The sequence below is a fragment of the Mesorhizobium hunchu genome, assembly GCF_040081975.1.
Taxonomy (GTDB): Bacteria; Pseudomonadota; Alphaproteobacteria; order Rhizobiales; family Rhizobiaceae; genus Mesorhizobium; species Mesorhizobium hunchu.
Window position 1 is genome coordinate 69,007 of record NZ_JBEBMG010000008.1, and the last position, 20,966, is coordinate 89,972.

The following is a 20,966-nucleotide window of genomic DNA, read 5'->3' on the forward strand; positions in this document are numbered from 1 at the left end:
CTCGCCGATTGGTGGACTGTGCGCTCCGGTCCTCTATGCCTCATCAATCGACGCTCTTGTATTTCGCGGCCAACGCCTTTTCCTTGTCCGTATCGATCCACCAGGATTCGATGTCCGGGCCGATATAGGTGGGCTGCTTGTCGGGAATGCCGAACTTGTTCCAGTAGGCCAGCCAGACGTCCGGCCGCGTGAATTGCGGCACCACGTAGAAATTCCACAGCAGCACGCGGTCGAGCGCGTGGGTCGCGGCGACCAGGTCGTCGCGATTCTTGGCGAAGATGACGCGGTCCACCAGCGCGTCGACCACCGGGTCCTTGATGCCGGAATAGTTGCGCGATCCCGGCGAATCGGCGGCCTGCGAACTCCAGAAGTCGCGCTGCTCGTTGCCGGGCGAATCCGACTGCGGCAGCACCACTGTCGTCATGTCGAAGTCGAAATCGTTGAGCCGGTTGATGTATTGCGACTGGTCGACGAAGCGCAGCGTCGCCGTGATGCCGATCTTGCGCAGCATGGCGACATAGGGGTTGAGCGTCGCCTCGGCAGCTTGGTTGGAGCCGAGTATCTCGAAGCGGAAGGGCGCGCCGGTCTGCGCATTGACCATCTGCCGGCCCTTGATGACCCAGCCGGCCTTGGCCAGCAGGTCGACCGCCTGCCTGAGGATCTTGCGCTCGGCCTGTGGCGTGTCGAAGGCCGGCAGCTTCCACTCCTGCGTGAACAGTTCCGGCGGCAGCTTGTCCCTGTACTGGTTCAGGATCTCCAGTTCCTTGCCCTGCGGCAGCCCGCTTGAGGCGAGGTCGCTGCCCATGAAATAGCTGGTGATGCGCGTGTTGAGCCCGAAGGACTGGGTGCGGTTGATCGTGTCGAAATCGTAGAGGGTGGACAGCGCCTCGCGCACGCGCCGGTCCTTGAACAGCGGCCGCCGCGTGTTGATGGCGAAGCCCTGCATGTTGGCGCGCGAACTGGCCTTGTATTCCTTCTTGACGACGTCGCCGGCCTTGACGGCCGGAAAGTCGTATTTCGTCATCCAGCCGCGGCCGCTGTTTTCGGAATGAATGTCCTCGAAGCCGCCCTTGACGAAGGCCAGCCATTCCGCGCTTTCGTCAAGGAAGTAGGTGTAGCGCCGCGTGTCGAAATTCTCGCGGCCGATCTTCACCGGCAGCTTCGCCGCCCAGTAGTCCGGCACGCGCTCCCAGACGATCTCGGAGCCCGGCTTGAAGCTCTTGATCTTGTACGCGGCCGAACCGAGCGGCGGCTCCAGCGTCGACTTGGTGATGTCGCGCTTCCTGCCGTTGGCGTCGGTGCCCTCCCACCAGTGCTTCGGCAGCACCACCAGGTCGCCCATGATCTTGGGAAGCTCGCGATTGCCCTTCTGGTCGAAGATGAACTGGACCTCGCGGTCGGAAAGCGCCTTGGCCTCCGTCACGTTCTCGAAATAGCGGTTGTACATCGGGCTGTTGGCCTTCAGCACGTTGAACGACCACACCACGTCGTCCACGGTGATCGGCTGGCCGTCGTGCCAGCGGGCGTTCGGATCGAGCCGGTAGGTGGCCGAGGAATAGTCGCCGGGATATTTGTAGGCTTCGGCAATCAGCGGATGGCTGACGCTGCCCTCGTCGGTCGCCTGCTCCATCAGCGTGTCATAGAGCAGGCCGCCCCCGAAACCGGCGAGGCCTGCCGCCGGCGCGCCCTGGACGATATAGGGATTGAAGCTGTCGAACGTGCCGAACACGGTCGAGTTCAGCGTGCCGCCCTTCGGCGCGTCCGGATTGACGTAATCGTAGTGCTGGAAGGTCTCGCCGTATTTCGAATCGCCGATCAGCGAGGAGTAAGTGTGCCACTGGTCGTCGGCGCGCGCGGGCAAGGCAGCGGCGAGGATGAACGCGAGCAGCGCCGTCGCCAGGATTGTCACGCTTTTCCAGTGCCGCATTCCGTTCCTCTCGCCCGACAGTGTTGTCCCAGCAATCTAGCCAAAACGCGGCGAGCGGAAACCCGCACGGCCGCATTTGGGCTGCGAATGCCTTCTGATAGCAAAAAAGCCGGGCTGAACCCGGCTTTTTCATGGATCGAAGGATTACAATTTCGTCATTGCGCAGGCTGTGCCGGCTGTTCGCCCTGCGCCGGCGCGGCCGGCTTTTCACCCTCGGCAGGCTTTGCATCGGCGGGCTTCGCATCAGCCGGCTTGCTGGCATCGGCCGGTTTCGCGTCAGCCGGCTTGCTGGCGTCCGCAGCGGGAGCGGCAGCCTCGGGCAGCGGCTTCGGGCTGTCCGAAAGCGTGCGCAGATAGGCGATGACGTCGGCGCGGTCCTCGTCCTTCTTGAGGCCGGCGAAACCCATCGCGGTGCCCTTCACGAAGGCCTTGGGCGAGATCAGGAAATGATAGAGATGGTCGTAGGTCCACTTCTCCGTGCCGCCCTTGGAGAAATCCTTCATGCCGGCCGAATAGGAGAAGCCTTCATGCTCGGCGACCGGGCGGTCGACGATGTCCCACAGATCCGGGCCGACCTTGTTGGGGCCGCCCTTTTCGCCGGAATGGCAGGCCTGGCACTTCTTGAAGATCGCCTGGCCCTTCTCCACGCTGGCGGTGGGCAGCAGTTCTGCGATCGGCTTGGGCTCGGCCGGTCCGGCCGCGGCGCCGCCCTCGGCAGGTTCCTCGGCGGCCTCGATGGCGTAGCCGGGCTTTTCAGGCGCGGGCGAGGCGAACAGGGCGTCGGAGACAAGCGCGACCGAGAAGACGACGAAGACCGTGCCGAGCAGTCCGCCGATCAGCTTGTTCAGTTCGAATGAGTCCATGCACCCCGAGCTCCCTTTTCCGGCGGACTTTGCCGTCCATCCGTCCGTCGGTATCGTGGCCCCTGGAGAAGGCGGCCAAATCGGGCGGAAACTAGGTCTTTTGCTTCGGCCATGCAACACCTATAAGGGCGCTTCCAGTGAGACGTTTTGCCACTTTTTTGCCGCATCCCTATATCCGGAAACCCCTATATGGCGAAACCATGTCCACGCTCATCCTGATCCCGGCCCGCATGGCCTCCACCCGTCTGCCGGGCAAACCCCTGGCGGATATCGACGGCAAGCCGATGATCGTCCATGTCGCCTTGCGCGCCGCCGAAAGCGGTCTCGGTCGCGTCGTGGTCGCGACCGATTCGGCCGAAGTCGCCGCTGCCGTGCGGGCTGCGGGTTTCGAGACGGCGATGACCCGGGCCGACCACCAGTCGGGCTCCGACCGCATATTCGAGGCGCTCGAGGCCATCGACCCGGCGGGACAGGTCGAAACCATCGTCAACGTCCAGGGCGACCTGCCGACGATCGATCCCGCCGTCATCCGCGCCGCGCTGCGCCCGCTTGAGGACGACACCGCCGTCGATATCGCGACGCTCGGCGTCGAGATCGTGCGCGAGGAGGAAAAGACCAATTCCAACGTCGTGAAGATCGTCGGTTCGCCGGTCTCGCCGACGCGCTTGCATGCGCTTTATTTCACCCGCGCCACCGCGCCCTGGGGCGAGGGGCCGCTCTATCATCACATCGGCCTCTATGCCTATCGTCGCGCGGCGCTGGCGCGCTTCGTCAGCTTGTCGCAATCGCAGCTCGAGAAGCGCGAAAAGCTGGAGCAATTGCGGGCGCTGGAGGCGGGCATGCGGGTGGACGCCGAGATCGTCGATTCGGTGCCGCTCGGCGTGGACACGCCCGAAGACCTCGAGCGCGCGCGCAAACTGCTGACACTCTGACGGGACTGCAATGCCGGAAAAAACGAACAGGATTTCCTTTCAGGGCGAGCCGGGCGCGAATTCCGACACGGCCAGCCGCAACATGTATCCCGGCATGGAACCGTTGCCGTGTCCGACCTTCGAGGACGCCTTCAACGCAGTCGAGACCGGCAAGGCCGACCTCGCCATGATCCCGATCGAGAACACGATCGCCGGGCGCGTGGCCGACATCCATTACCTTCTGCCGGAATCGAAGCTGCATATCGTCGGCGAGTATTTCCTGCCCATCCACTTTCAGCTCATGGTGCTGCCAGGCGTGAAGCGCGAGGAGATCAGAACGGTCCACAGCCACATCCATGCGCTCGGCCAGTGCCGCAAATATATCCGCAAAAACGGCTGGAAGGGCGTGGTCGCCGGCGATACCGCCGGTTCGGCACGTTTCGTGGCGCAGGAAAACCAGCGTTCCATGGCGGCGCTGGCGCCGGCGCTGGCGGCCGAACTCTATGGGCTGGATATTATCGAGCGCAATGTCGAGGACACCGATTCGAACGTCACCCGCTTCGTCGTTCTGACGAAATCGAGAGAATGGGTCGAGCGCCCGACGCCCGACGCCCGCATGATGACCACCTTCGTCTTCCGGGTGCGCAACGTGCCGGCGGCGCTCTACAAGGCGATGGGCGGCTTCGCCACCAACGGCGTCAACATGACCAAGCTGGAAAGCTACCAGCTCGGCGCCTTCACCGCGACGCTGTTCTACGCCGACATCGAGGGCCACCCCGACGATCCGGGCGTGAAGAACGCGCTGGAAGAACTGCGGTTCTTTTCCAAGGAAGTGCGTATCCTCGGTGTCTATCCGCGCTCGGACTCGCGCGAGGAATGGAAAGTGGCGGACTGAAGCCGTTATCCTGCGCCTTTCAAAAGTGCGTCGGTTTCCGGAATGCGCTTCAGACTTCTTTCGATCCGCTGGCGCCATTGCGGTCCGCGCGACAGCGCATCCTGATAGGCCTCATGGAGGTCGGTAGGACGATCCTGGGCCAGCACCGCGACGAGCAATTGTGACTGAGCGAGGTCTTTTCGCGCCTTGAGGCTGTCCGGTCCTTCACGTCGCCTGTCGGCAACGATCAGCTTGTGTATGGCGAACCTTTCGGGACGCGGAACGCGAACCAATATGCCGTCCCGATAGACGGCCGCGGCATGAATTGGGTCCGCGATCAGATAGTTCAGGAAATGCAGCGACTGGGCGCTGACGCCGAGCGCGGGCAGATCGCGCAAGGTTTCTTCTTCATCGAAGGAAGGCGTCAGGAATTCCACGAGCGTTTCGCTGCGGGCTTGCCGCCAGCGCCAGATCTTTTCGCGATCCAGGCTCGGCGCGGGGTCGAAATCGAGGTCGGCAAGCGCCTCGTCAATGGACGGAAGCACTGTCTCACCGATGGCGAAGGAAAGCTTTTCGAAGCTGGCGATATCGATGTCGTTGGTCATGGCCAACTGGTCGAGTTTCAAGCGCAGGCCCAGTTCCCCTTCGTAGAGCCGGAATGCGTTGGTCCCGACGAGCACGCCGCCCAGCCGAAATGCGCCTGTCCGGGCCAGCGCGGCGACAAGGCTGCCCGTAGCGCCGTCAACGCCAAGAAACCGTTCGCTGCGAAGCAGTCTGACGAGGCGCGCGCGTTCGTGCCGGCGGTCGTCGCTCTTTTCCTTGAGAAGGTGATGTTTCTCCAGGCGCTGGTGGATTTCCGGAGAATCCTCCCCCAGATACCGTTCCTGGATATGCTGGCCTATGCGGTATCGGTCATACCAATATTGCCTGCCGTTGCGCTCCCTGGAAACTGGAGCTCCCCGTATGTCCGAAACCGTGTCGTCAAGAAGCATCGAAACCAGATCATGGTATGCTGCCTGCGCCGTCGGGCTATGGCGTAGAAATGCCGTCATCGAATGCGTTGCCACACAAGAATTTTCCTGTGTGGCAATTTAACATGGGTTTCTTGCCACACAAGGATATTTTTGTGTGGCAAGGTGGCTCAGCCCAGCGGCTCGTAGTCGATCTCCAGGAAATCCTCGACCTCGGGCACCCAGCGGTCGCGCACGAAGGCGACGTGATCGGGGTGGCCGTTGTAACCGGCATAGGCGGCCTGATCGGCGAATTCCATAGAGAAGCCGAACCGGTAGTCGTTCTTCGGGCTGACCTGCCGCAACTGCTCGAATTCTTTCACGCCCGGGATGGCGGCAAGTGCCTTGGCGTCGGCGAGGAACTGCGTCTCCTCCGCGGAGCCTGCCGAGTGTCTGAGCCTGAAGACCACCGTATGACGGATCATTTTTTCGCTCCCCTTAATCCAGTCCTTGCTCTACCCACGTCCTGATCAGCGTATGTGCGATCGCGCCGGCTGGCGGCGTCGTCAGCTCTTCTGGATGCGTACGCTCCAGCATCTGGCGTACCTCGTCGCGCCCGAACCAGCGGCAGTCTTCCAGTTCGGTCAGGTCTGGCCTGATCTCCTCGTCGAGCGGCTCGCCGAAGCAGCCGATCATCAGCGAATAGGGGAACGGCCAGGGCTGGCTGGCGTGATAGACGACGCGACCGATGCGGATGCCCGCCTCCTCGAAGGTTTCGCGCCGCACCGCGTTCTCGATCGTCTCGCCGGGCTCGATGAAGCCGGCGAGGCAGGAATACATGCCCGGTGCGAAACGCGGGCTGCGCCCCAGCAGGCATTTCTCGCGCGTCGCCGTCAGCATGATCGCCACCGGATCGGTGCGCGGAAAGTGATCGGCGCCGCAGGCCGGGCAATGCCGCCGGTAGCCGCCCGCGCGCATTTCGGACGGTTGCCCGCATTTCGAGCAGAAGCGGTGGCTGTCGTTCCAGGCCAAAAGGGCGGCGCCCTGGGCCAGCGCGCCGAGCACCGCCGGATCGATCAGCCCCTGCATGTAGACGGAGCGGTAGTCGATCGCCTTGATCGTGTCGGGCAGTTCTTCCGGTGCTGTGCCGGCCGGCGCAGCGAGCAGCGGCTGCCCGTCGTCCTCGAAGCCGAGCAGGATCGTCCCGCCGCGCAGCGCGCCAAGCGAGCCGATTTCGGCCGCCGCATACCAGGGGTCGAAGGCCTCGCCGTCCGTCTTGAGATAGAGCCGGCCCTCGCGCATCAGCATGAGCCGGGCGCGCGGATCGGCGAGCGCCGTTTCCACGCAGTCGTCGGCGCGGTTCTCGGACTGGCGGTCGAGGCGGTTGCCGGCAAAGCCGACGAACTGGCTGGGCTCGCGCGGCGGCGCGTCGAAAAGGCGGAAAGTCATGGGACGGCGGACTCGAAGCGGATGGCGGGACTTGCCGGAAGCTTATAGCGCCGCCCTGATCGTTTCGGCAAACGTATGGAAATCGTCGCGCTTGTAGGGTTCGCGCAGGCCGTGCCCCCAGACGGGTCCCGGCCAGGCGGCGTCGCCCTCGTTGCGGGCGACGACATGGACGTGCAATTGGCGCACGATGTTGCCGAGCGCGCCGGTGTTGATCTTGGTGCAGCCGGTCACCCGCTTGAGCGTCTGCGCCGACATGTTGACCTCGAAGGTCAGCATCGCCTGGTCGAGCGGGGTGAGGTCGTGCACCTCCTCGATGCCCGGCCGTTGCGGCACCAGGATCAGCCAGGGCCAGCGGCGATCGTTCATGACCCGCAATTCGCACAGGCCGAGCCAGATCAGGGGCTCGCTGTCCGCCTCCAACCTGGCGTCCAGGGCAAATCCGGCCTTCAGGCCCGGCATCATCGGCGTTTCCCTCATTTTGACGGAAGGCTATTGCGGCTGCCGCTCCGCTGCAAGCGAATCGTTTTGCCGGACTGCGGGCCGAGCCCCATGATCGCTTTTGCCTTGCATTCCGGTGCCGGATTGACGATATGGGGAGCGGGAGGTTGGTGGTGGACGATCCACTCGCCAACCGGGTCAGGTCCGGAAGGAAGCAGCCCTAACGAGCCCGGAACGGGTCATTGTTCCAGCCTCCCGCCTTTCCGTCTTTTCCCGCGACGTCTCGCACCGCGACATTGACGGCGCATCGGCGCGCGGGCGAAACTCCTTGCGGAATCGGCCGCGTATTTGCGGCACCCATCAGGAACCGTCGAGGTCGATGAGCGAAGCCGGAACAAGCGGATCGGACGCGAATTCAGCGGAAAAGGCCGGCGCCTACCGCGTGCTGGCGCGCAAGTACCGCCCGTCCAATTTCTCCGAGCTGATCGGCCAGGAGCCGATGGTGAGGACGCTCACCAACGCCTTCGCCACCGGACGCATCGCGCAGGCCTGGATGCTGACGGGCGTGCGCGGCGTCGGCAAGACAACCACGGCGCGCATCCTGGCGCGCGCGCTCAATTACAAGACGGCGTCCGTGGATCGCCCCTCCGTCGAGCTGACGGAACTGGGCGAGCATTGCCGCGCGATCATGGAAGGTCGCCATGTCGACGTCATTGAGATGGACGCGGCCTCGCACACCGGCATCGACGACATACGCGACATCATCGACCGCGTCCGCTACGCCCCCGTGTCGGCCCGTTACAAGGTCTATATCATCGACGAGGTGCACATGCTCTCCACGCAGGCCTTCAACGGCCTGCTGAAGACGCTGGAAGAGCCGCCGCCCCACGTAAAATTCATCTTCGCCACAACCGAGATTCGCAAGGTGCCGATCACGGTGCTGTCGCGCTGCCAGCGCTTCGACCTGCGCCGCATCGACGCGGGTATGCTGGTGACGCACCTCGCCTCGATCGCCGGCAAGGAAGGCATCGCGGTCGATGCCGAGGCGCTGGCCATGATCGCGCGCGCGGCCGAGGGCTCGGCGCGCGATTCGCTGTCCATTCTCGACCAGGCGATCGCCCATAGTGGCGGTTCGACGGGCACAGGTGGAGTGGATGCGACGACCGTGCGCACCATGCTGGGCCTCGCCGACCGCGCCCGCATCGTCGACCTGTTCGAGCATGTCATGAAGGGCGACGTCGCCGCCGCTCTGGCGGAGTTGCGCGGGCAATACGACACCGGTGCCGATCCGGCCGCCGTGCTGACCGATCTCGCCGAATTCAATCATCTGGTGACGCGGCTGCGCTTCGTGCCGTCCGCGGCCGACGACGCGACGCTCTCCGAGGACGAGCGCAGGCGCGGCGCCTACTTCGCCGGGAAGCTTTCGGTCCGCGTCCTGTCGCGCACATGGCAGATGCTCCTGAAAGGTATTCCTGAAGTGCAGGCGTCCAATCGGCCCGTCAGCGCCGCCGAAATGGTGCTGATCCGCCTCGCCCACGCGGCCGACCTGCCGACGCTGGACGAAGCGCTGAAATCGTTGGACGGGGCGCAGACGGCCTCGCCGTCCCCCGGCACCGGTGCGTCCGCGAGCTCATCGAGAAACGACGGCGCACCGATGGCCGTTGGCCATGCCCGGGTGCAAGGTTCCGGTGGCGGCCAGACCATGCGGCTGGTGGAAACCGAGGTCCGGGCCGAACCCGTCTCGGCGCCCGCCGAGCCTGTCGCCGAAAGCATGCCGGCGGTCACGATCCGTTCGCTGGCCGATCTCGCGGCGCTGGCCGACCAGCATCGAGACATGACGTTCAAGGTGATGTTGAAGCGCTGCGTGCGCCCCGTGCGTGTCGAGGCGGGACGCATCGACGTCGTCCTCACCGACGATGCGCCACGCACGCTGCTCAACGACATGACGGCCCGGCTGCGCGACTGGACGGGCCGCAACTGGCTGGTCTCGCTGTCCAAGGAGGAAGGCGGCCAGACGCTGGCCGAGTTGGAGACCGCCAAACGCGAGACCGCCTTTCTCGACGCCCGCAACGATCCGACGGTCGCCGCCATACTGGCGAAGTTTCCGGGCGCGAAGGTGATCGACGTGCGCATTCCCGACGCACCGGACGCCGAGGACGGCGAGGAAGACCTTGCCGAAGAGACTTCGGGCGACGAAGACGACAACTGAACGAACGGAAAAGGACCCCGCGATGAAGGATCTTCTCGGCCTGATGGGCAAGGCCAAGGAAATGCAGGCCAAGTTCCAGGCTATGCAGGAAGAGGTCGCCACGATCGAGGCTTCCGGCCAGGCCGGCGGCGGTTTGGTCAGCGTGACCATCACCGGCAAGTTCGAGATGAAGGCGCTTAAGATCGATCCGTCGCTCTTCAAGGAAGACGAGGTGGAGATCCTGGAAGACCTGATCCTGGCGGCCCACAACGATGCCAAGGCCAAGGTCGAGCAGATCATGCAGGAGAAGACCAAGGAACTGACGGCCGGCCTGCCGATGCCGCCCGGCATGAAGCTCCCGTTCTGAGGTCCAAGTTCGCCGGCAAGCGCTCCACGTCTGCCACAATTGGCCTTGTTATCACGCTCTGTAACCATTCGTGCGGATTGTTGATGCCCTTCAACGCATTGCAATTGCTATTGAAGGCGCTTCGCTAACGGTTTGGCCATCTTTTGGCCCGAAACAGTCTCATTCTTGCCACGACTGGGGACGGGATTAGCCGACATAGCATGAGGCATGTACGTTGACAGCGACGCGATGGAAGGCGCCAGCCCTGCTGTGTGCCGCGCTCTCTCCGTTTCTCCTGGCCGGTTGCAGCCAGACAACCTCCCACGGCATGTCGGTCGCAAGCCTGACGGACGCCGTCACTCCCTCCATCCTGAAGGCGCGTCCCTATCGCTATTCGTCGCGTGACAAGGAATGCATGGCGCGGGTGATGTATTTCGAATCCAACCGCTCCAGCCGCGACGGCATGGTCGCGGTCGGAACGGTCGTCATGAACCGCCTCCGGTCCGGAAAGCACGGCGGCTCGATCTGCGAGGTCGTCGGCGAAGCCGGCCAGTTCGCGCCGGGCGCACTGACTCGCAAGATGGATTCGCGCGGAGCCGATCTGGCCAGGGACACCGCCGAGGCGGTACTGAAAGGCGAGCGCTCGCCGAAACTCAAGAACGCGATGTTCTTCCACACGGCGGGCCTGAAGTTCCCCTACAAGAATATGCACTACGTGCTGGTCGCCGGCGGCAACTCCTTCTACGAGAAGCGCACGCGCAACTGGCAGCCGCTGCCGCCCGAGACGATGGTGGCCTATTCCGGCTCGACCCCTGACGTGGCGCCGCCGGTGATGGTCGCGTCCGCCGAGCCGGCGCCGGTTCAGCCGGCCGCCCGGTCCGAGACGGTCGCGCCGCAGCCGCAGGTGGTCGTGGCCTCCGCGTCGCCCGCACCTGAGGCGCAGGCGTTCGCTTCGGTCGAGCCGCCCCGTCCGACCATGCGCCCCGATGAGGGGAGGGTTGCTGCCGCATCGGTGAAGCCGGCAGTGAAGTCCGCGCGCAAGCGTATGCCGCAGGCCGAGACCGTTCCGTTCGCGCTTGCGTCGGCGGACGAGCCGGTCCCCAGGTCCGAGCGCAAGATCGCTGTGCCGAGCGCCGCTCCCGTGCCGACGGCCCGCGCGGCGATGATACCGCTTCCGTCCCGCAAGGTCGCGAAGAAAGAGGTCGCGCCGCAGCCTGTCCAGGTCGCGGCCGAGGAACCGATCGCCGCGCGCTTCGGCGACGACGACCCGTCGATGTCGATGGGCTTCGCCCAGTAGCGACTGCTCTCTCGCCGACACGTGCTTCTCGATCAACGAGCGGTCTCCCTTCCGGGCGCCATTCGGCATATATGCTCGGGTCATGTCCAAACGAATCGCCGGTCCTGAAATCGAACGCCTGATCCAGCTCCTCGCCAAGGTGCCGGGGCTGGGACCGCGCTCGGCAAGGCGCGCCGCGCTCCACCTCATCAAGAAGAAGGACCAACTGCTGTCGCCGCTGGCCGCCGCGATGGGCGAAGCGGTCGAGAAGGTCCGCGTCTGCTCGACATGCGGCAACGTCGATACCGCCGACCCTTGCATGATCTGCACCGATCCGCGCCGCGATCCGGCCACGCTGATCGTGGTCGAGGACGTGTCGGACCTGTGGGCGCTGGAACGGGCGGGCGCGATGAACGTGCGCTACCATGTGCTCGGCGGCACGCTCTCGCCGCTCGACGGTATCGGCCCGGACCAGTTGAACATCCGTTCCCTTGTCGACCGTGTCGCCGCCGGCGATGTCAGGGAGGTGATTCTTGCCGTCAACGCCACCGTCGAGGGCCAGACCACTGCGCATTACGTGACCGATCAGCTCGAGGGCTTCGACGTCAAGGTGACCCGGCTGGCGCACGGCGTGCCGGTGGGTGGCGAACTCGACTATCTCGACGAAGGCACGCTGGCCGCCGCGCTGAAATCGCGCACGGCTTTTTGAGATTGCATCGTGCCATGATTGCCAGCCGCCAGCGCACCCCCACCCCTAGCCCCTCCCCACAAGGGGGAGGGGGACTTGCAGCGCCACTTTTTGGCATACTCTTTCGGAAGACGAGACAGTTTCGGCGTTGTTCCCCTCCCCCTTGTGGGGAGGGGTTAGGGGTGGGGGTGCGCTGGGTCGGAAATCTCTGGCTCTTGCTGCAAACTGCCTTTCTTTTGCTTGCGATTGCCTCGCCTGCTTCCGCAGCTAAAATCGACGGCCAGTTCCGCGCCTGGCTCCAGACGGACCTCTGGCCGCAGGCCGCAGCGAAAGGCATTTCCCGCAAGACCTTCAATCAGGCGTTCGATGGGGTGACGCCGAACCTCAGGCTGCCCGACCTCGTCATGCCCGGCGAGAAGCCGTCGACGCCGAAGGTGCAGCATCAGGCGGAGTTCGGTTCGCCGGCGCCCTATTTCGCCGAAAAGACGCTGGCGCCGGTTGCCTCCGGCGGCCGCGCCCGCGCCGGGCAATACGCCACCGCCCTCGCCGCGATCGAGAAGCGCACCGGCGTGCCCGGCTCCATCGTGCTGGCCATATGGGGCCGCGAGACCGGCTACGGCGCGGCGACCATCCGCTACGACGCGTTCCAGGTGCTGGGCACGCGCGCCTTCCTGTCGGCGACCAAGCGCGACATATACCGCAGCGAGCTGCTCGCGGCGCTGGAGATCGTGCAGAAGGGGCTGGAGCCGAAAGGCGCGATGAAGTCGTCCTGGGCCGGCGCACTCGGCCAGCCGCAATTCATGCCGACCTCGTTCCTGAAGCACGCTGTGGATTTCGACGGCGACGGCCGCGCCGACATCTGGAAGTCCGCACCCGACATCATGGGCTCCATCGCCAATTATCTCGCCGATTACGGCTGGGTGAAGGGACGCGACTGGGGTTTCGAGGTCACCGTGCCCGAAAGCGTCTCCTGCTCGCTCGAGGGACCGGACCGCGGGAAAAAAATTTCCGACTGGGCGAAGCTCGGCATCGCGCGGGTCAACGGCAAGCCGTTCCCGGCGAGCGAGGCGAAGGCGGAAGGTTTCCTGATGATGCCGGCCGGCCGTCATGGCCCGGCCTTTATCGTCACGCCGAATTTCTACGTGCTGAAGGAATACAACACCAGCGACCTCTATGCGCTGTTCGTCGGCCTTTCGGCGGACCGCATCGCCTATGGCGACCATCGCTTCGCCGGTGCCTGGGGTGCCGTCGGCGGCCTCTACCGTTCCGATATCGCCGCCATGCAGCGCAGGCTCCAGAAGAAAGGATACGACGTCGGCGGCGCCGACGGGCTGCCCGGCTTCAAGACCCGCCGCTCGATAGGCGAATGGCAGGAGAAGAACGGCATGGCCGCCACCTGCTTTCCCGACGAGAGACTGGTGAAGGCGATAAGGTGACGGCCCGCTCTCCGTAGTGGCCGGGCAACCGCCCATGACGCCGCACCCCCCACCCCTGTCCCCTCCCCACAAGGGGGAGGGGAACCTTACGAGGCCATCCTGTGCCGACCTTCACAATTGTGAACGAAACGGCGATGTCGGCGTCTCCCTCCCCCTTGTGGGGAGGGGACAGGGGTGGGGGTGTGCGGCGGTTGGAATAGAGAACCAGGTTCTCCTTTGTCTCACAGTGTGAACCGCCACTATGCCGCCGCCGACATCTCCTTTTGTACGTCGGTCAGGATCTCGTAGGAGCGCACCCGCGCGCCGTGGTCGAAAACCTGGGCGGTGACCATCAACTCGTCAGCGCCGGTGCGCGCGACGAAAGCTTCGACGCCGCGCTTCACCGTTTCAGGCGAACCGACCACGGCTTCCGCCAGCGCATGGCCGAGCATCGCCCGTGCCGGGCCGTCGAGATCGCGGTCGTAGTTCTCGACCGGCGGCGGCAGCCTGCCGGGCCGACCGCTGCGCAGGTTGACGAAGGCTTGCTGCTGCGACGTGAACAGAAGCCGCGCCTCGGCGTCGGTCGCGGCGGCGACCACGTTCAGCCCCAGCATGACGTAAGGCTTGTCGAGGTGTTCCGACGGCTGGAAGCGCGAGCGGTAGACCGAAAGCGCATTGTCGAGTTCGGCGGGCGCGAAATGTGAGGCGAAGGCATAAGGCAGGCCGAGCATGGCGGCGAGTTGCGCGCCGTAGAGGCTGGAGCCGAGAATCCAGACCGGGACGGTCTCGCCTTCGCCCGGCACGGCGCGGATGCGCTGGCCCGGCTCCGCCTGGCGGAAATAGCCCATCAGTTCCACCACGTCCTGCGGGAACGTGTCGACCGCGGCGTCGAGATTGCGGCGTAGCGCCCGTGCCGTCAGCATGTCGGTGCCGGGCGCGCGGCCCAGACCGAGGTCGATGCGGCCGGGATAGAGCGCCGCCAGCGTGCCGAACTGCTCGGCGATCACCAGCGGCGAATGGTTGGGCAGCATGATGCCGCCGGCGCCGACGCGGATCGTCTTCGTGCCGCCGGCTACATGGCCGATCACCACGGCAGTGGCGGCGCTGGCGATGCCGGGCATGTTGTGGTGCTCCGCCAGCCAGTAGCGGTTGTAACCCAGCCGCTCTGCATGACGCGCCAGGTCCAGCGAGTTGGCGAGCGACTGCGCCGGCCCGCTGCCTTCGACCACGGGCGAGAGATCGAGAACCGAAAGCTTTGGCATGGCGGGCGTCCTGTGTGGCGGCGGTCACGCGCATATAGGGCGCACCCGTGCCGCCCGCAAACACCGCCCCTGTCCCGTCAGGCAGCTTCGTCATCCTCGTCGTCGTCCGGCACCGGCGCGGGCGCGGCAGCCAGGAAATTGCCGACATGGGTCAGACTCTCGAAATGGTCGCAGAACACCTTGATCACGACCAGCAGCGGCACCGCCATCAGCGCGCCGACGAAACCCCAAAGCCATGACCAGAACGCAATGGCGATGAAGATCGCCACGGAATTGATCTCCAGCCTGCGACCCACGATCATCGGTGTCACGAACTGGCCCTCGACAATGTCGCACATCAGCACGAAGGCCGGCGCCAGCAACGCGTAGGATATTGTGTCGAAACTGATCAGCGCGATCGCCGCGACCAGCACGATGGTGATGAAGGCACCGACATAGGGTAGGAAGTTGAGCAGCGCCGCCGCCGTGCCCCATACCAGCGGATTGGGCATGCCGAGCATCCACAGGCCGAGCGCGATGACGGCGCCCAGCCCCGAATTGATGAGCGCGACGGTGAACAGGTAGCGCGAGATTTCGCGTTCGACGTCGTAGACCACCCTCAGCGCCCGTTTCTTCTCGCTCATCGTGGCGAAGGACTGGATGATCTTCTCGTAGAACATCGTGCCCGAGGCCAGCAGGAAGAGCGACAGCACGAAGACGATGGTGATCGAGGTGCCCGCCGAAAGAACGTTGCCGGCCGCCTGCGAGACGACGCCCGTCTGCGCCAGCACCACGCGCTGCACGCCGGGCTCCTGCCGCGCCTCGGTCACCGCGCTCATCTGGCCGACGATGTTCATGATCCTCTCGAACGGCTTGCGCAGCCGCTCCAGCCGTTCGGCGAGCTGCTGCCCGATCGAAGGCGCATTGTTGATGAGATCGATGACCGGGCCGCTCAGAAGATAGCCGACGGTGGCGATGCCGATGACGGACAGGAGCACCAGCAGCGTCGCCGAGACGGCGTCCGGCACGCCGCGCTTGCGCAGGAAGCGCACCACCGGCGTCAGCGTGAGCGCGAGCAGGAACGCCAGGAGGACCGGCATGAAGAAGGCTTTGGCGAAATAGAGGGCGAAAATCGCCATGAAGATGAAGATGCCGGTCAGCAGCCAGCGGATCGCCGTCATGCCTTGCGCCTGTTCGACGAGGATTTCGAAGCTTGCCGCATTCCTTATCGTCGTCGCATGCGATGCTGCCGCACCGCCCGGCGCCTCTCCGTCGTTCTTCATGGGATCCCCCAGTGCGAGAGCGCCATCGCGCATGGCGCCGTCTCAAACGCGTGAGCCGTGCCGAAGTTCCGCAACAGCATGACGGCGGACTCGCACAGGCGCCCCGCAACGTGCCGGGCATGCAACACTGCAGATTTTCATGGCTGGCATACCGTTTAGAGGCTTGAACTCGCGGCATCGGCGCGTATGTAAGCGGCGCGAATTGACTTCAGGGAATGAGATTTGGCTATCTACAGGGAAAAAGACATCTTCGAGCGGCGCAACGCCGCGAATGAGGCAAAGAAGGCGCTTCTGGCGCGTTTCAAGGCGAAGCCGGCGGCGGACGACCCCAAGGTCCTGGCCCGCCAGGAAGAGCGCCGCAAGATCCTCGAGGCCCGCGCCATCCGCGACGCCGAAAAGCAGAAGCTGAAGCAGGAACGGCTGGCGCGCGAAGCCGCCGAGAAGGCCGCACGTGAGGCTGAGGAAGCGCGGCTTCGCGCCGAGGCTGAGGCGAAGGCCGCCGAGGAAGCGCGCATCCGCGCCGCCGAGGAGGCCGAACGCATTGCGAACGAGCTGTCCGACGAGGCCGCACGCAAGGCCAAGCGCGACGCCCGCTATGCCGCGCGCAAGGCTCGCGTCGGTCGCGCACCGCCCGGCTTCTCCGCCCGCTGACGGCATAGCTGTCGACTATCGAAAAGGCCGATCCGGTATCCGGACCGGCCTTTTGCTTTTTAGATTGCGGCCAGGTCAGGCCGCCAGCTTGAGACCGACGATTCCGGCCACGATCAGGCCGATGCAGGCCAGCCTCGTCGCGGTGGCCGGTTCGCCGAGCAGCCAGACGCCGAGCAGCGCCGTGCCGACCGTGCCGATGCCGGTCCAAACGGCATAGGCGGTGCCGACCGGCAGCGTCTTCAGCGCCAGTCCCAGCAGCGCCAGGCTGGCGATCATCGAGGCGATGGTGAATAGGGTGGGCGCCGGGCGGGTAAAGCCGTCCGTATATTTCAGCCCGATAGCCCAGCCGATTTCCAGAAGCCCGGCGAAGAACAAAAAAATCCACGACATGGAACGCTCCGTTTCCGGCGGGTCGTCCTGCCGAGTGTCTGGGAAAAGCACGGGGTCGTCCCCGCTTTCGCGATGTGGGCCGCTTCGCCGCACTGTCAATGGCAGGGATCGACGCAGGAGGTGTTACTTGTCCTTGATCCTGGTCGCCATAACGGGCGGGGGCGGCGTCTTTCCGGACGCCGCCGTCTTCTTGGCGTCCTTTTTCGGCTTGCGGGCTTCCTTCTTCGCCTTCATCGCACCTTTTGCCATGGTCGTCCTCCAATCGGTGACAGATGAAGTCAATCAGGAGAACGGACCGTCCGCAAGATGGGTGCGGGACAGAACCGGAATATCATCTTTTTCTGGCCGCCGGCGCGATGCGCGCTATGTTCGGGCAGAAAGAACAGGGGACCGGGCATGGCCGCGCAGGGCGGATCGAAACGGGTGATCTACGCGGCGCTTGCCGGCAATTTCGCCATCGCGGTGACCAAGTTCGCCGCGGCCCTGTTCACCGGCAGTTCCGCCATGCTTTCCGAAGGCGTTCACTCGCTGGTCGATACCGGCAATGGCGGCCTGCTGCTCTACGGCATGCACCGCGCGGCCCGTCCGCCCGACAGCACCCATCCTCTCGGCCACGGCCGCGAACTCTACTTCTGGAGCTTCATCGTCGCACTTCTGGTGTTCGCGCTGGGCGCGGGCGTCTCCTTCTACGAGGGCGTGATCCATATCCTGTCGCCGGAGCCGGTCGAAAACCCCTATGTGAACTACATCGTGCTCGGCCTCTCGTTCCTTTTCGAGGGAGCGTCCTGGCTGGTCGCGCTCAGGGAGTTTCGCCAGAACAAGGGGCGGCTCGGCTGGTTCGAGGCGGTCCGGGCGAGCAAGGATCCGAGTGTCTTCACCGTGCTTTTCGAGGACAGCGCCGCCCTGCTCGGCCTTATCGTCGCCTTTGCCGGCATCCTCGCCGCCCAGCTTCTCGACATGCCCGAACTCGACGGCGTGGCCTCGCTCGGCATCGCCGCCATCCTCGCCGCCACGGCGATCTTCCTGGCGCGCGAGAGCAAGGGCCTGCTGCTCGGCGAGCCGGCCGCGCCCGACATCCAGCGCAAGGTGCTTTCCATCGCCCAGCAGGATCCGGCGGTGCAGCGCGCCAACGGCATCACCTCCGTGCATATAGGCCCCGAAGAGATCGTCGCCGGCCTCAGCATCGAGTTCGAGGACCACATGACGGCGCCCGAGATCGAGGCTTGCGTCGAGCGGATCGAAAAGCGGCTGAAGGCGGAGGTGCCGACGATCTCGAACCTCTTCGTCAAGCCGCAGACGACAGGAACATGGGAGCGACGGCGGCGCGAGATCGCCGCCGCGTCCGGAGAATTGCCCGGAGAATTGCAAGGAGAAGAACCATGAGAATAGACGGCGGATGTTTCTGCGGGGCGGTCGCCTACGAGGCGGAAGTCGATCCCGAAAAGACCTCCATATGCCATTGCCGGGCCTGCCAGGAGCTTACCGGCACGGCCTTCCGCGTGACGGTGCCGGCGCCGGAGGCCGATTTCCGCATCACCAAGGGCGAGCCGAAGGTCTTCGTCAAGACCGCCGACAGCGGCGCGAAACGTCTCCAGGCCTTTTGTGCGGACTGCGGATCGCACCTGTATGCGACGTCGGACGGCGACGGCCCGAAGGTCTACGGCATTCGTACCGGAACCGCGCGCCAACGCGACCATCTCGTTCCGCGCAGGCAGATCTGGCACGGCTCGAAAATGGCGTGGCTGCCGGAGTTCGACGGTCCCGGCTTCGAAACGATTGTGACGGTCGAAGGCCAGTCGTAGAAGGGGGGGGTAAAAAGCCTGGGGCTCGTCGGCGCGGGCCGCGCCGTCAGTCGTCGTCCTCGACCACCCTCAGCCTGAGCTGCCCGGTCTTCGACTGGGCAGCGCGCTTGTCCGGCTGGGCGTCAGGCGCCTCGATGGTCTCCTCGCCATGCTCGCCGAATTCCAGCGCCTCGATCTTCTGGCCGCGCTTCGTCACCTTGGAGGACGAGACTAGTATGTCGTCGATGTCCTTCGAAGCCTGGCCGAAATGGGTCTGCAATTTACGCACGCGCTCGTCGAGGCGTCCGACATCTTCCATCAGCCGGATCACCTCGCCCTGGATCAGGTGCGCCTGCTCGCGCATGCGTGCATCCTTCAGGATCGCCTGCACCACCTGGATGGACAGCATTAGCAGCGACGGCGAGACAATGACGACGCGCGCGCGGTGCGCCCGCTGCACGATCGCCTCGAAGTTCTCGTGGATCTCGGCGAACACCGATTCCGACGGCACGAACATGAAGGCCGTGTCCTGCGTCTCGCCCTGGATCAGGTATTTGTCGGCGATGTCGCGGATATGGACCTCGATATCTCGCCGGAACGCCTGGGCGGCGTATTTCTGCGCCCCCTCGCCCTCCGCCGCCCGGATCGCGTTCCACGCCTCGAGCGGGAACTTGGCATCGATGGCGAGCGCCGGCGCGCCGTTCGGCATCTTCACGATGCAGTCGGGGCGGCTGCCGTTGGAGAGCGTCGCCTGGAATTCATAGGCGCCCTGCGGCAGCCCGTCGGCGACGATCGCCTCCATGCGCGACTGGCCGAAGGCGCCGCGCGTCTGCTTGTTGGAGAGGATCGCCTGCAACTGTACGACCTGTCCGGCGAGCGACTGGATATTGGTCTGCGCGGTGTCGATCACCGCCAGCCTTTCCTGCAGCCTGGCGAGGCTTTCATGGGTGGAGCGCGACTGCTCGCTCATCGACTGGCCGAGCCGGCCGGTCATGGCGTCGAGCCGTTGGCTGATCGACTGCGTGAGCTCGGCCTGGCGCGAGCCGAAGACGTCCGCCAGCGCGCCCATGCGTCCCTGCATCTCCGCCTGCGCCTGGGCGATGGCCGCCATGCGGTTCTCGGCTTCCTGCGCCCGCTGGGCGGCTTCGTTGGCGGCATCCGTGCGCGCCTTGGCGGCCCGCCACAGGGCGAAGGCGAGCACCAGCAGAAGCGCGGCTGCGAGCGCCGCCGCGCCCATGATGGCCTGCGCCAATGTGACGGCGGCGGTGCCGATATGGAAGACGGGTTCGGACAGGGGCGCGGCGTTCATGGCCGCCACCATATCCGATTCGTGTCGCCGGGACAGATCAAAACGGGAACGGGCGTTCCTGTTGACGCTGTCGCCGCGACCGCTTAGGTGAGGCGGCATGTCGATCAAGCCGCTTGTCATCCTTCCCGATCCGGTCCTGCGCCAGGTTTCCAAGCCGGTGGAGCGGGTCGACGCGCCGCTTCTCAGGCTGGCCGACGACATGCTGGAGACGATGTACGACGCGCCAGGCATCGGTCTCGCCGCCATCCAGGTCGGCGAGCCGCTGCGCATGCTGGTCATCGATCTCGCCAAGGAGGACGAAACGCCGGCGCCGCACGTCTTCATCAATCCCGAAATCTTCGAAAGCACCGACGACCGTTCGGTCTACGAGGAAGGCTGCCTGTCGATCCCCGACTATTATGCCGAGGTGGAGCGGCCCGCCGGCGTGCGCGTGAAATATCTCGACCGTGCCGGCAAGGCGCAGGAGATGACGGCCGAAGGGCTGATGGCGACCTGCCTGCAGCACGAGATCGACCATCTGAACGGCGTGCTTTTCATCGACCACATCTCGAAGCTGAAGCGCGACATGGTGGTCAAGAAATTCAGGAAGATCGCCAAGGAAAAGGCCGGCCGCCTGGTCGGCTGAGCCGGCTCAGGCCAGAATCGCCAGCAGCCATCGCAGCGCGGCCTTGCCCAGGCTGCTCAGCAGCGTCCAGACGCCGGGCGCCAGTGAAATGCCGAGGATCAGCCATAGGCCGAGCGGCCGGATACGCAGCGCGAGCCTTCGCCGGCGCGTGCGTTGCAGCCGCCCGTCGTGGAATTGCGAATCGGAGGTCTCGACCTCGGCCAGCGCGGGAGGCAGGGAGACCCGGAACGGGGGCTTGTTTTCCATGACACGAACTCGATTGGAGCAAGCCTCTACGCTAAGCCCCGGTGAGTAGGCGTGGATAAAGTCGCGTCACCTTCCTGACAGTTCTCGCCAGCGCCTTGACCGCTGCGGTCGAAAG

Annotated in this window: 23 protein-coding genes and 1 other RNA gene; 12 read left to right on the top strand and 12 right to left on the bottom strand. The window is 65.0% G+C overall.

All coding sequences use genetic code 11. The annotated features are described in order from the left end of the window. Positions 1–43: 43 nt before the first annotated feature. Entirely contained in the window at positions 44–1,927 is a 1,884-nt protein-coding gene (locus ABMA46_RS15150; protein WP_349000535.1) for an extracellular solute-binding protein, read from the bottom strand. Positions 1,928–2,082: 155 nt separating this feature from the next. After that, positions 2,083–2,790: a c-type cytochrome gene (locus ABMA46_RS15155; protein WP_349000537.1), complete on the bottom strand. Its 708-nt coding sequence runs from the start codon at positions 2,788–2,790 to the stop codon at positions 2,083–2,085. A 200-nt stretch (positions 2,791–2,990) separates the two neighbouring features. Here ABMA46_RS15155 and ABMA46_RS15160 point away from each other — a divergent pair, with 200 nt between their 5' ends. Continuing rightward, the gene (locus tag ABMA46_RS15160) at positions 2,991–3,722 is read left to right on the top strand and encodes a 3-deoxy-manno-octulosonate cytidylyltransferase (protein WP_349000538.1); all 732 of its coding nucleotides are present in this window, start codon (positions 2,991–2,993) and stop codon (positions 3,720–3,722) included. A gap of 10 nt (positions 3,723–3,732) precedes the next feature. Then, the gene (locus ABMA46_RS15165) at positions 3,733–4,596 is read left to right on the top strand and encodes a prephenate dehydratase (protein WP_349000540.1); all 864 of its coding nucleotides are present in this window, start codon (positions 3,733–3,735) and stop codon (positions 4,594–4,596) included. 5 nt (positions 4,597–4,601) lie between these two features. On the opposite strand, the gene ABMA46_RS15170 is transcribed toward ABMA46_RS15165, so the two are convergent. The 4 genes from ABMA46_RS15170 to ABMA46_RS15185 form a co-directional block, all read right to left on the bottom strand. Next, positions 4,602–5,642, bottom strand: a complete 1,041-nt coding sequence (locus tag ABMA46_RS15170; protein ID WP_349000541.1) for a nucleotidyltransferase family protein — start codon at positions 5,640–5,642, stop codon at positions 4,602–4,604. A gap of 74 nt (positions 5,643–5,716) precedes the next feature. Then, the gene (locus ABMA46_RS15175) at positions 5,717–6,010 is read right to left on the bottom strand and encodes a Dabb family protein (protein WP_349000543.1); all 294 of its coding nucleotides are present in this window, start codon (positions 6,008–6,010) and stop codon (positions 5,717–5,719) included. Positions 6,011–6,023: 13 nt separating this feature from the next. After that, complete coding sequence (gene nudC / locus ABMA46_RS15180; protein WP_349000544.1) at positions 6,024–6,974, bottom strand: NAD(+) diphosphatase; 951 nt, start codon at positions 6,972–6,974, stop codon at positions 6,024–6,026. 42 nt (positions 6,975–7,016) lie between these two features. Then, positions 7,017–7,436, bottom strand: coding sequence for an HIT domain-containing protein (locus ABMA46_RS15185; protein ID WP_349000545.1), 420 nt, complete (start codon positions 7,434–7,436; stop codon positions 7,017–7,019). A 138-nt stretch (positions 7,437–7,574) separates the two neighbouring features. On the opposite strand from ABMA46_RS15185, the gene ffs reads away from it, so the two are divergent. The 6 genes from ffs (at position 7,575) to ABMA46_RS15215 (ending at position 13,346) form a co-directional block, all read left to right on the top strand. Then, positions 7,575–7,671: signal recognition particle sRNA small type (gene ffs, locus ABMA46_RS15190), an RNA gene on the top strand. A 120-nt stretch (positions 7,672–7,791) separates the two neighbouring features. Then, positions 7,792–9,621 carry a DNA polymerase III subunit gamma/tau gene (locus ABMA46_RS15195; protein ID WP_349000547.1) on the top strand — a complete coding sequence of 610 codons (1,830 nt, stop codon included), beginning with the start codon at positions 7,792–7,794 and terminating at the stop codon, positions 9,619–9,621. Positions 9,622–9,643: 22 nt separating this feature from the next. Beyond that, the gene (locus ABMA46_RS15200; protein ID WP_349000549.1) at positions 9,644–9,967 is read left to right on the top strand and encodes a YbaB/EbfC family nucleoid-associated protein; all 324 of its coding nucleotides are present in this window, start codon (positions 9,644–9,646) and stop codon (positions 9,965–9,967) included. 214 nt (positions 9,968–10,181) lie between these two features. Then, positions 10,182–11,243 carry a cell wall hydrolase gene (locus ABMA46_RS15205; protein WP_349000551.1) on the top strand — a complete coding sequence of 354 codons (1,062 nt, stop codon included), beginning with the start codon at positions 10,182–10,184 and terminating at the stop codon, positions 11,241–11,243. 82 nt (positions 11,244–11,325) lie between these two features. Continuing rightward, entirely contained in the window at positions 11,326–11,931 is a 606-nt protein-coding gene (recR, locus tag ABMA46_RS15210) for a recombination mediator RecR (RefSeq protein ID WP_349000553.1), read from the top strand. Between the two features lie 194 nt (positions 11,932–12,125). Next, on the top strand, positions 12,126–13,346 hold the full coding sequence (locus tag ABMA46_RS15215; protein WP_349000554.1) for a lytic murein transglycosylase: 1,221 nt from the start codon (positions 12,126–12,128) through the stop codon (positions 13,344–13,346). Positions 13,347–13,585: 239 nt separating this feature from the next. On the opposite strand, the gene ABMA46_RS15220 is transcribed toward ABMA46_RS15215, so the two are convergent. After that, positions 13,586–14,587 (bottom strand): LLM class flavin-dependent oxidoreductase, encoded by a 1,002-nt coding sequence (locus ABMA46_RS15220; protein ID WP_349000556.1) that lies wholly within the window; start codon positions 14,585–14,587, stop codon positions 13,586–13,588. Positions 14,588–14,664: 77 nt separating this feature from the next. Further along, entirely contained in the window at positions 14,665–15,747 is a 1,083-nt protein-coding gene (locus ABMA46_RS15225) for an AI-2E family transporter (RefSeq protein ID WP_349000696.1), read from the bottom strand. Positions 15,748–16,071: 324 nt separating this feature from the next. Between ABMA46_RS15225 and ABMA46_RS15230 the strand changes: the two genes are divergently transcribed. Beyond that, on the top strand, positions 16,072–16,500 hold the full coding sequence (locus ABMA46_RS15230) for a DUF6481 family protein (protein ID WP_349000557.1): 429 nt from the start codon (positions 16,072–16,074) through the stop codon (positions 16,498–16,500). A gap of 75 nt (positions 16,501–16,575) precedes the next feature. Here ABMA46_RS15230 and sugE read toward each other — a convergent pair whose 3' ends face one another. After that, positions 16,576–16,890 carry a quaternary ammonium compound efflux SMR transporter SugE gene (gene sugE / locus ABMA46_RS15235; RefSeq protein ID WP_349000559.1) on the bottom strand — a complete coding sequence of 105 codons (315 nt, stop codon included), beginning with the start codon at positions 16,888–16,890 and terminating at the stop codon, positions 16,576–16,578. Between the two features lie 123 nt (positions 16,891–17,013). Next, on the bottom strand, positions 17,014–17,139 hold the full coding sequence (locus ABMA46_RS15240) for a hypothetical protein (protein WP_349000561.1): 126 nt from the start codon (positions 17,137–17,139) through the stop codon (positions 17,014–17,016). A 147-nt stretch (positions 17,140–17,286) separates the two neighbouring features. Between ABMA46_RS15240 and ABMA46_RS15245 the strand changes: the two genes are divergently transcribed. Together ABMA46_RS15245 and ABMA46_RS15250 are read left to right on the top strand one after the other, a co-directional pair. After that, the gene (locus ABMA46_RS15245) at positions 17,287–18,273 is read left to right on the top strand and encodes a cation diffusion facilitator family transporter (protein ID WP_349000562.1); all 987 of its coding nucleotides are present in this window, start codon (positions 17,287–17,289) and stop codon (positions 18,271–18,273) included. Beyond that, positions 18,270–18,692, top strand: coding sequence for a GFA family protein (locus ABMA46_RS15250; RefSeq protein WP_349000564.1), 423 nt, complete (start codon positions 18,270–18,272; stop codon positions 18,690–18,692). Before ABMA46_RS15245 ends, ABMA46_RS15250 begins: the two co-directional genes overlap by 4 nt. Before the next feature lie 46 nt (positions 18,693–18,738). Here ABMA46_RS15250 and ABMA46_RS15255 read toward each other — a convergent pair whose 3' ends face one another. Next, positions 18,739–19,980, bottom strand: a complete 1,242-nt coding sequence (locus ABMA46_RS15255; protein WP_349000566.1) for a DNA recombination protein RmuC — start codon at positions 19,978–19,980, stop codon at positions 18,739–18,741. 97 nt (positions 19,981–20,077) lie between these two features. On the opposite strand from ABMA46_RS15255, the gene def reads away from it, so the two are divergent. Then, complete coding sequence (gene def, locus ABMA46_RS15260; RefSeq protein WP_349000567.1) at positions 20,078–20,605, top strand: peptide deformylase; 528 nt, start codon at positions 20,078–20,080, stop codon at positions 20,603–20,605. A 6-nt stretch (positions 20,606–20,611) separates the two neighbouring features. On the opposite strand, the gene ABMA46_RS15265 is transcribed toward def, so the two are convergent. Beyond that, positions 20,612–20,851, bottom strand: a complete 240-nt coding sequence (locus tag ABMA46_RS15265) for a hypothetical protein (protein ID WP_349000569.1) — start codon at positions 20,849–20,851, stop codon at positions 20,612–20,614. Positions 20,852–20,966 lie beyond the last annotated feature (115 nt).

What these genes read in the sequence shown, in the direction of transcription:
- ABMA46_RS15150 (WP_349000535.1), bottom strand. Translation starts at nt 1,927, where the DNA reads ATGCGGCACTGGAAAAGCGTGACAATCCTGGCGACGGCGCTGCTCGCG.
- ABMA46_RS15155 (WP_349000537.1), bottom strand. Translation starts at nt 2,790, where the DNA reads ATGGACTCATTCGAACTGAACAAGCTGATCGGCGGACTGCTCGGCACG.
- ABMA46_RS15160 (WP_349000538.1), top strand. Translation starts at nt 2,991, where the DNA reads ATGTCCACGCTCATCCTGATCCCGGCCCGCATGGCCTCCACCCGTCTG.
- ABMA46_RS15165 (WP_349000540.1), top strand. Translation starts at nt 3,733, where the DNA reads ATGCCGGAAAAAACGAACAGGATTTCCTTTCAGGGCGAGCCGGGCGCG.
- ABMA46_RS15175 (WP_349000543.1), bottom strand. Translation starts at nt 6,010, where the DNA reads ATGATCCGTCATACGGTGGTCTTCAGGCTCAGACACTCGGCAGGCTCC.
- nudC (WP_349000544.1), bottom strand. Translation starts at nt 6,974, where the DNA reads ATGACTTTCCGCCTTTTCGACGCGCCGCCGCGCGAGCCCAGCCAGTTC.
- ABMA46_RS15185 (WP_349000545.1), bottom strand. Translation starts at nt 7,436, where the DNA reads ATGATGCCGGGCCTGAAGGCCGGATTTGCCCTGGACGCCAGGTTGGAG.
- ABMA46_RS15195 (WP_349000547.1), top strand. Translation starts at nt 7,792, where the DNA reads ATGAGCGAAGCCGGAACAAGCGGATCGGACGCGAATTCAGCGGAAAAG.
- ABMA46_RS15200 (WP_349000549.1), top strand. Translation starts at nt 9,644, where the DNA reads ATGAAGGATCTTCTCGGCCTGATGGGCAAGGCCAAGGAAATGCAGGCC.
- recR (WP_349000553.1), top strand. Translation starts at nt 11,326, where the DNA reads ATGTCCAAACGAATCGCCGGTCCTGAAATCGAACGCCTGATCCAGCTC.
- ABMA46_RS15220 (WP_349000556.1), bottom strand. Translation starts at nt 14,587, where the DNA reads ATGCCAAAGCTTTCGGTTCTCGATCTCTCGCCCGTGGTCGAAGGCAGC.
- ABMA46_RS15225 (WP_349000696.1), bottom strand. Translation starts at nt 15,747, where the DNA reads ATGACGGCGATCCGCTGGCTGCTGACCGGCATCTTCATCTTCATGGCG.
- sugE (WP_349000559.1), bottom strand. Translation starts at nt 16,890, where the DNA reads ATGTCGTGGATTTTTTTGTTCTTCGCCGGGCTTCTGGAAATCGGCTGG.
- ABMA46_RS15240 (WP_349000561.1), bottom strand. Translation starts at nt 17,139, where the DNA reads ATGGCAAAAGGTGCGATGAAGGCGAAGAAGGAAGCCCGCAAGCCGAAA.
- ABMA46_RS15245 (WP_349000562.1), top strand. Translation starts at nt 17,287, where the DNA reads ATGGCCGCGCAGGGCGGATCGAAACGGGTGATCTACGCGGCGCTTGCC.
- ABMA46_RS15250 (WP_349000564.1), top strand. Translation starts at nt 18,270, where the DNA reads ATGAGAATAGACGGCGGATGTTTCTGCGGGGCGGTCGCCTACGAGGCG.
- ABMA46_RS15255 (WP_349000566.1), bottom strand. Translation starts at nt 19,980, where the DNA reads ATGAACGCCGCGCCCCTGTCCGAACCCGTCTTCCATATCGGCACCGCC.
- def (WP_349000567.1), top strand. Translation starts at nt 20,078, where the DNA reads ATGTCGATCAAGCCGCTTGTCATCCTTCCCGATCCGGTCCTGCGCCAG.
- ABMA46_RS15265 (WP_349000569.1), bottom strand. Translation starts at nt 20,851, where the DNA reads ATGGAAAACAAGCCCCCGTTCCGGGTCTCCCTGCCTCCCGCGCTGGCC.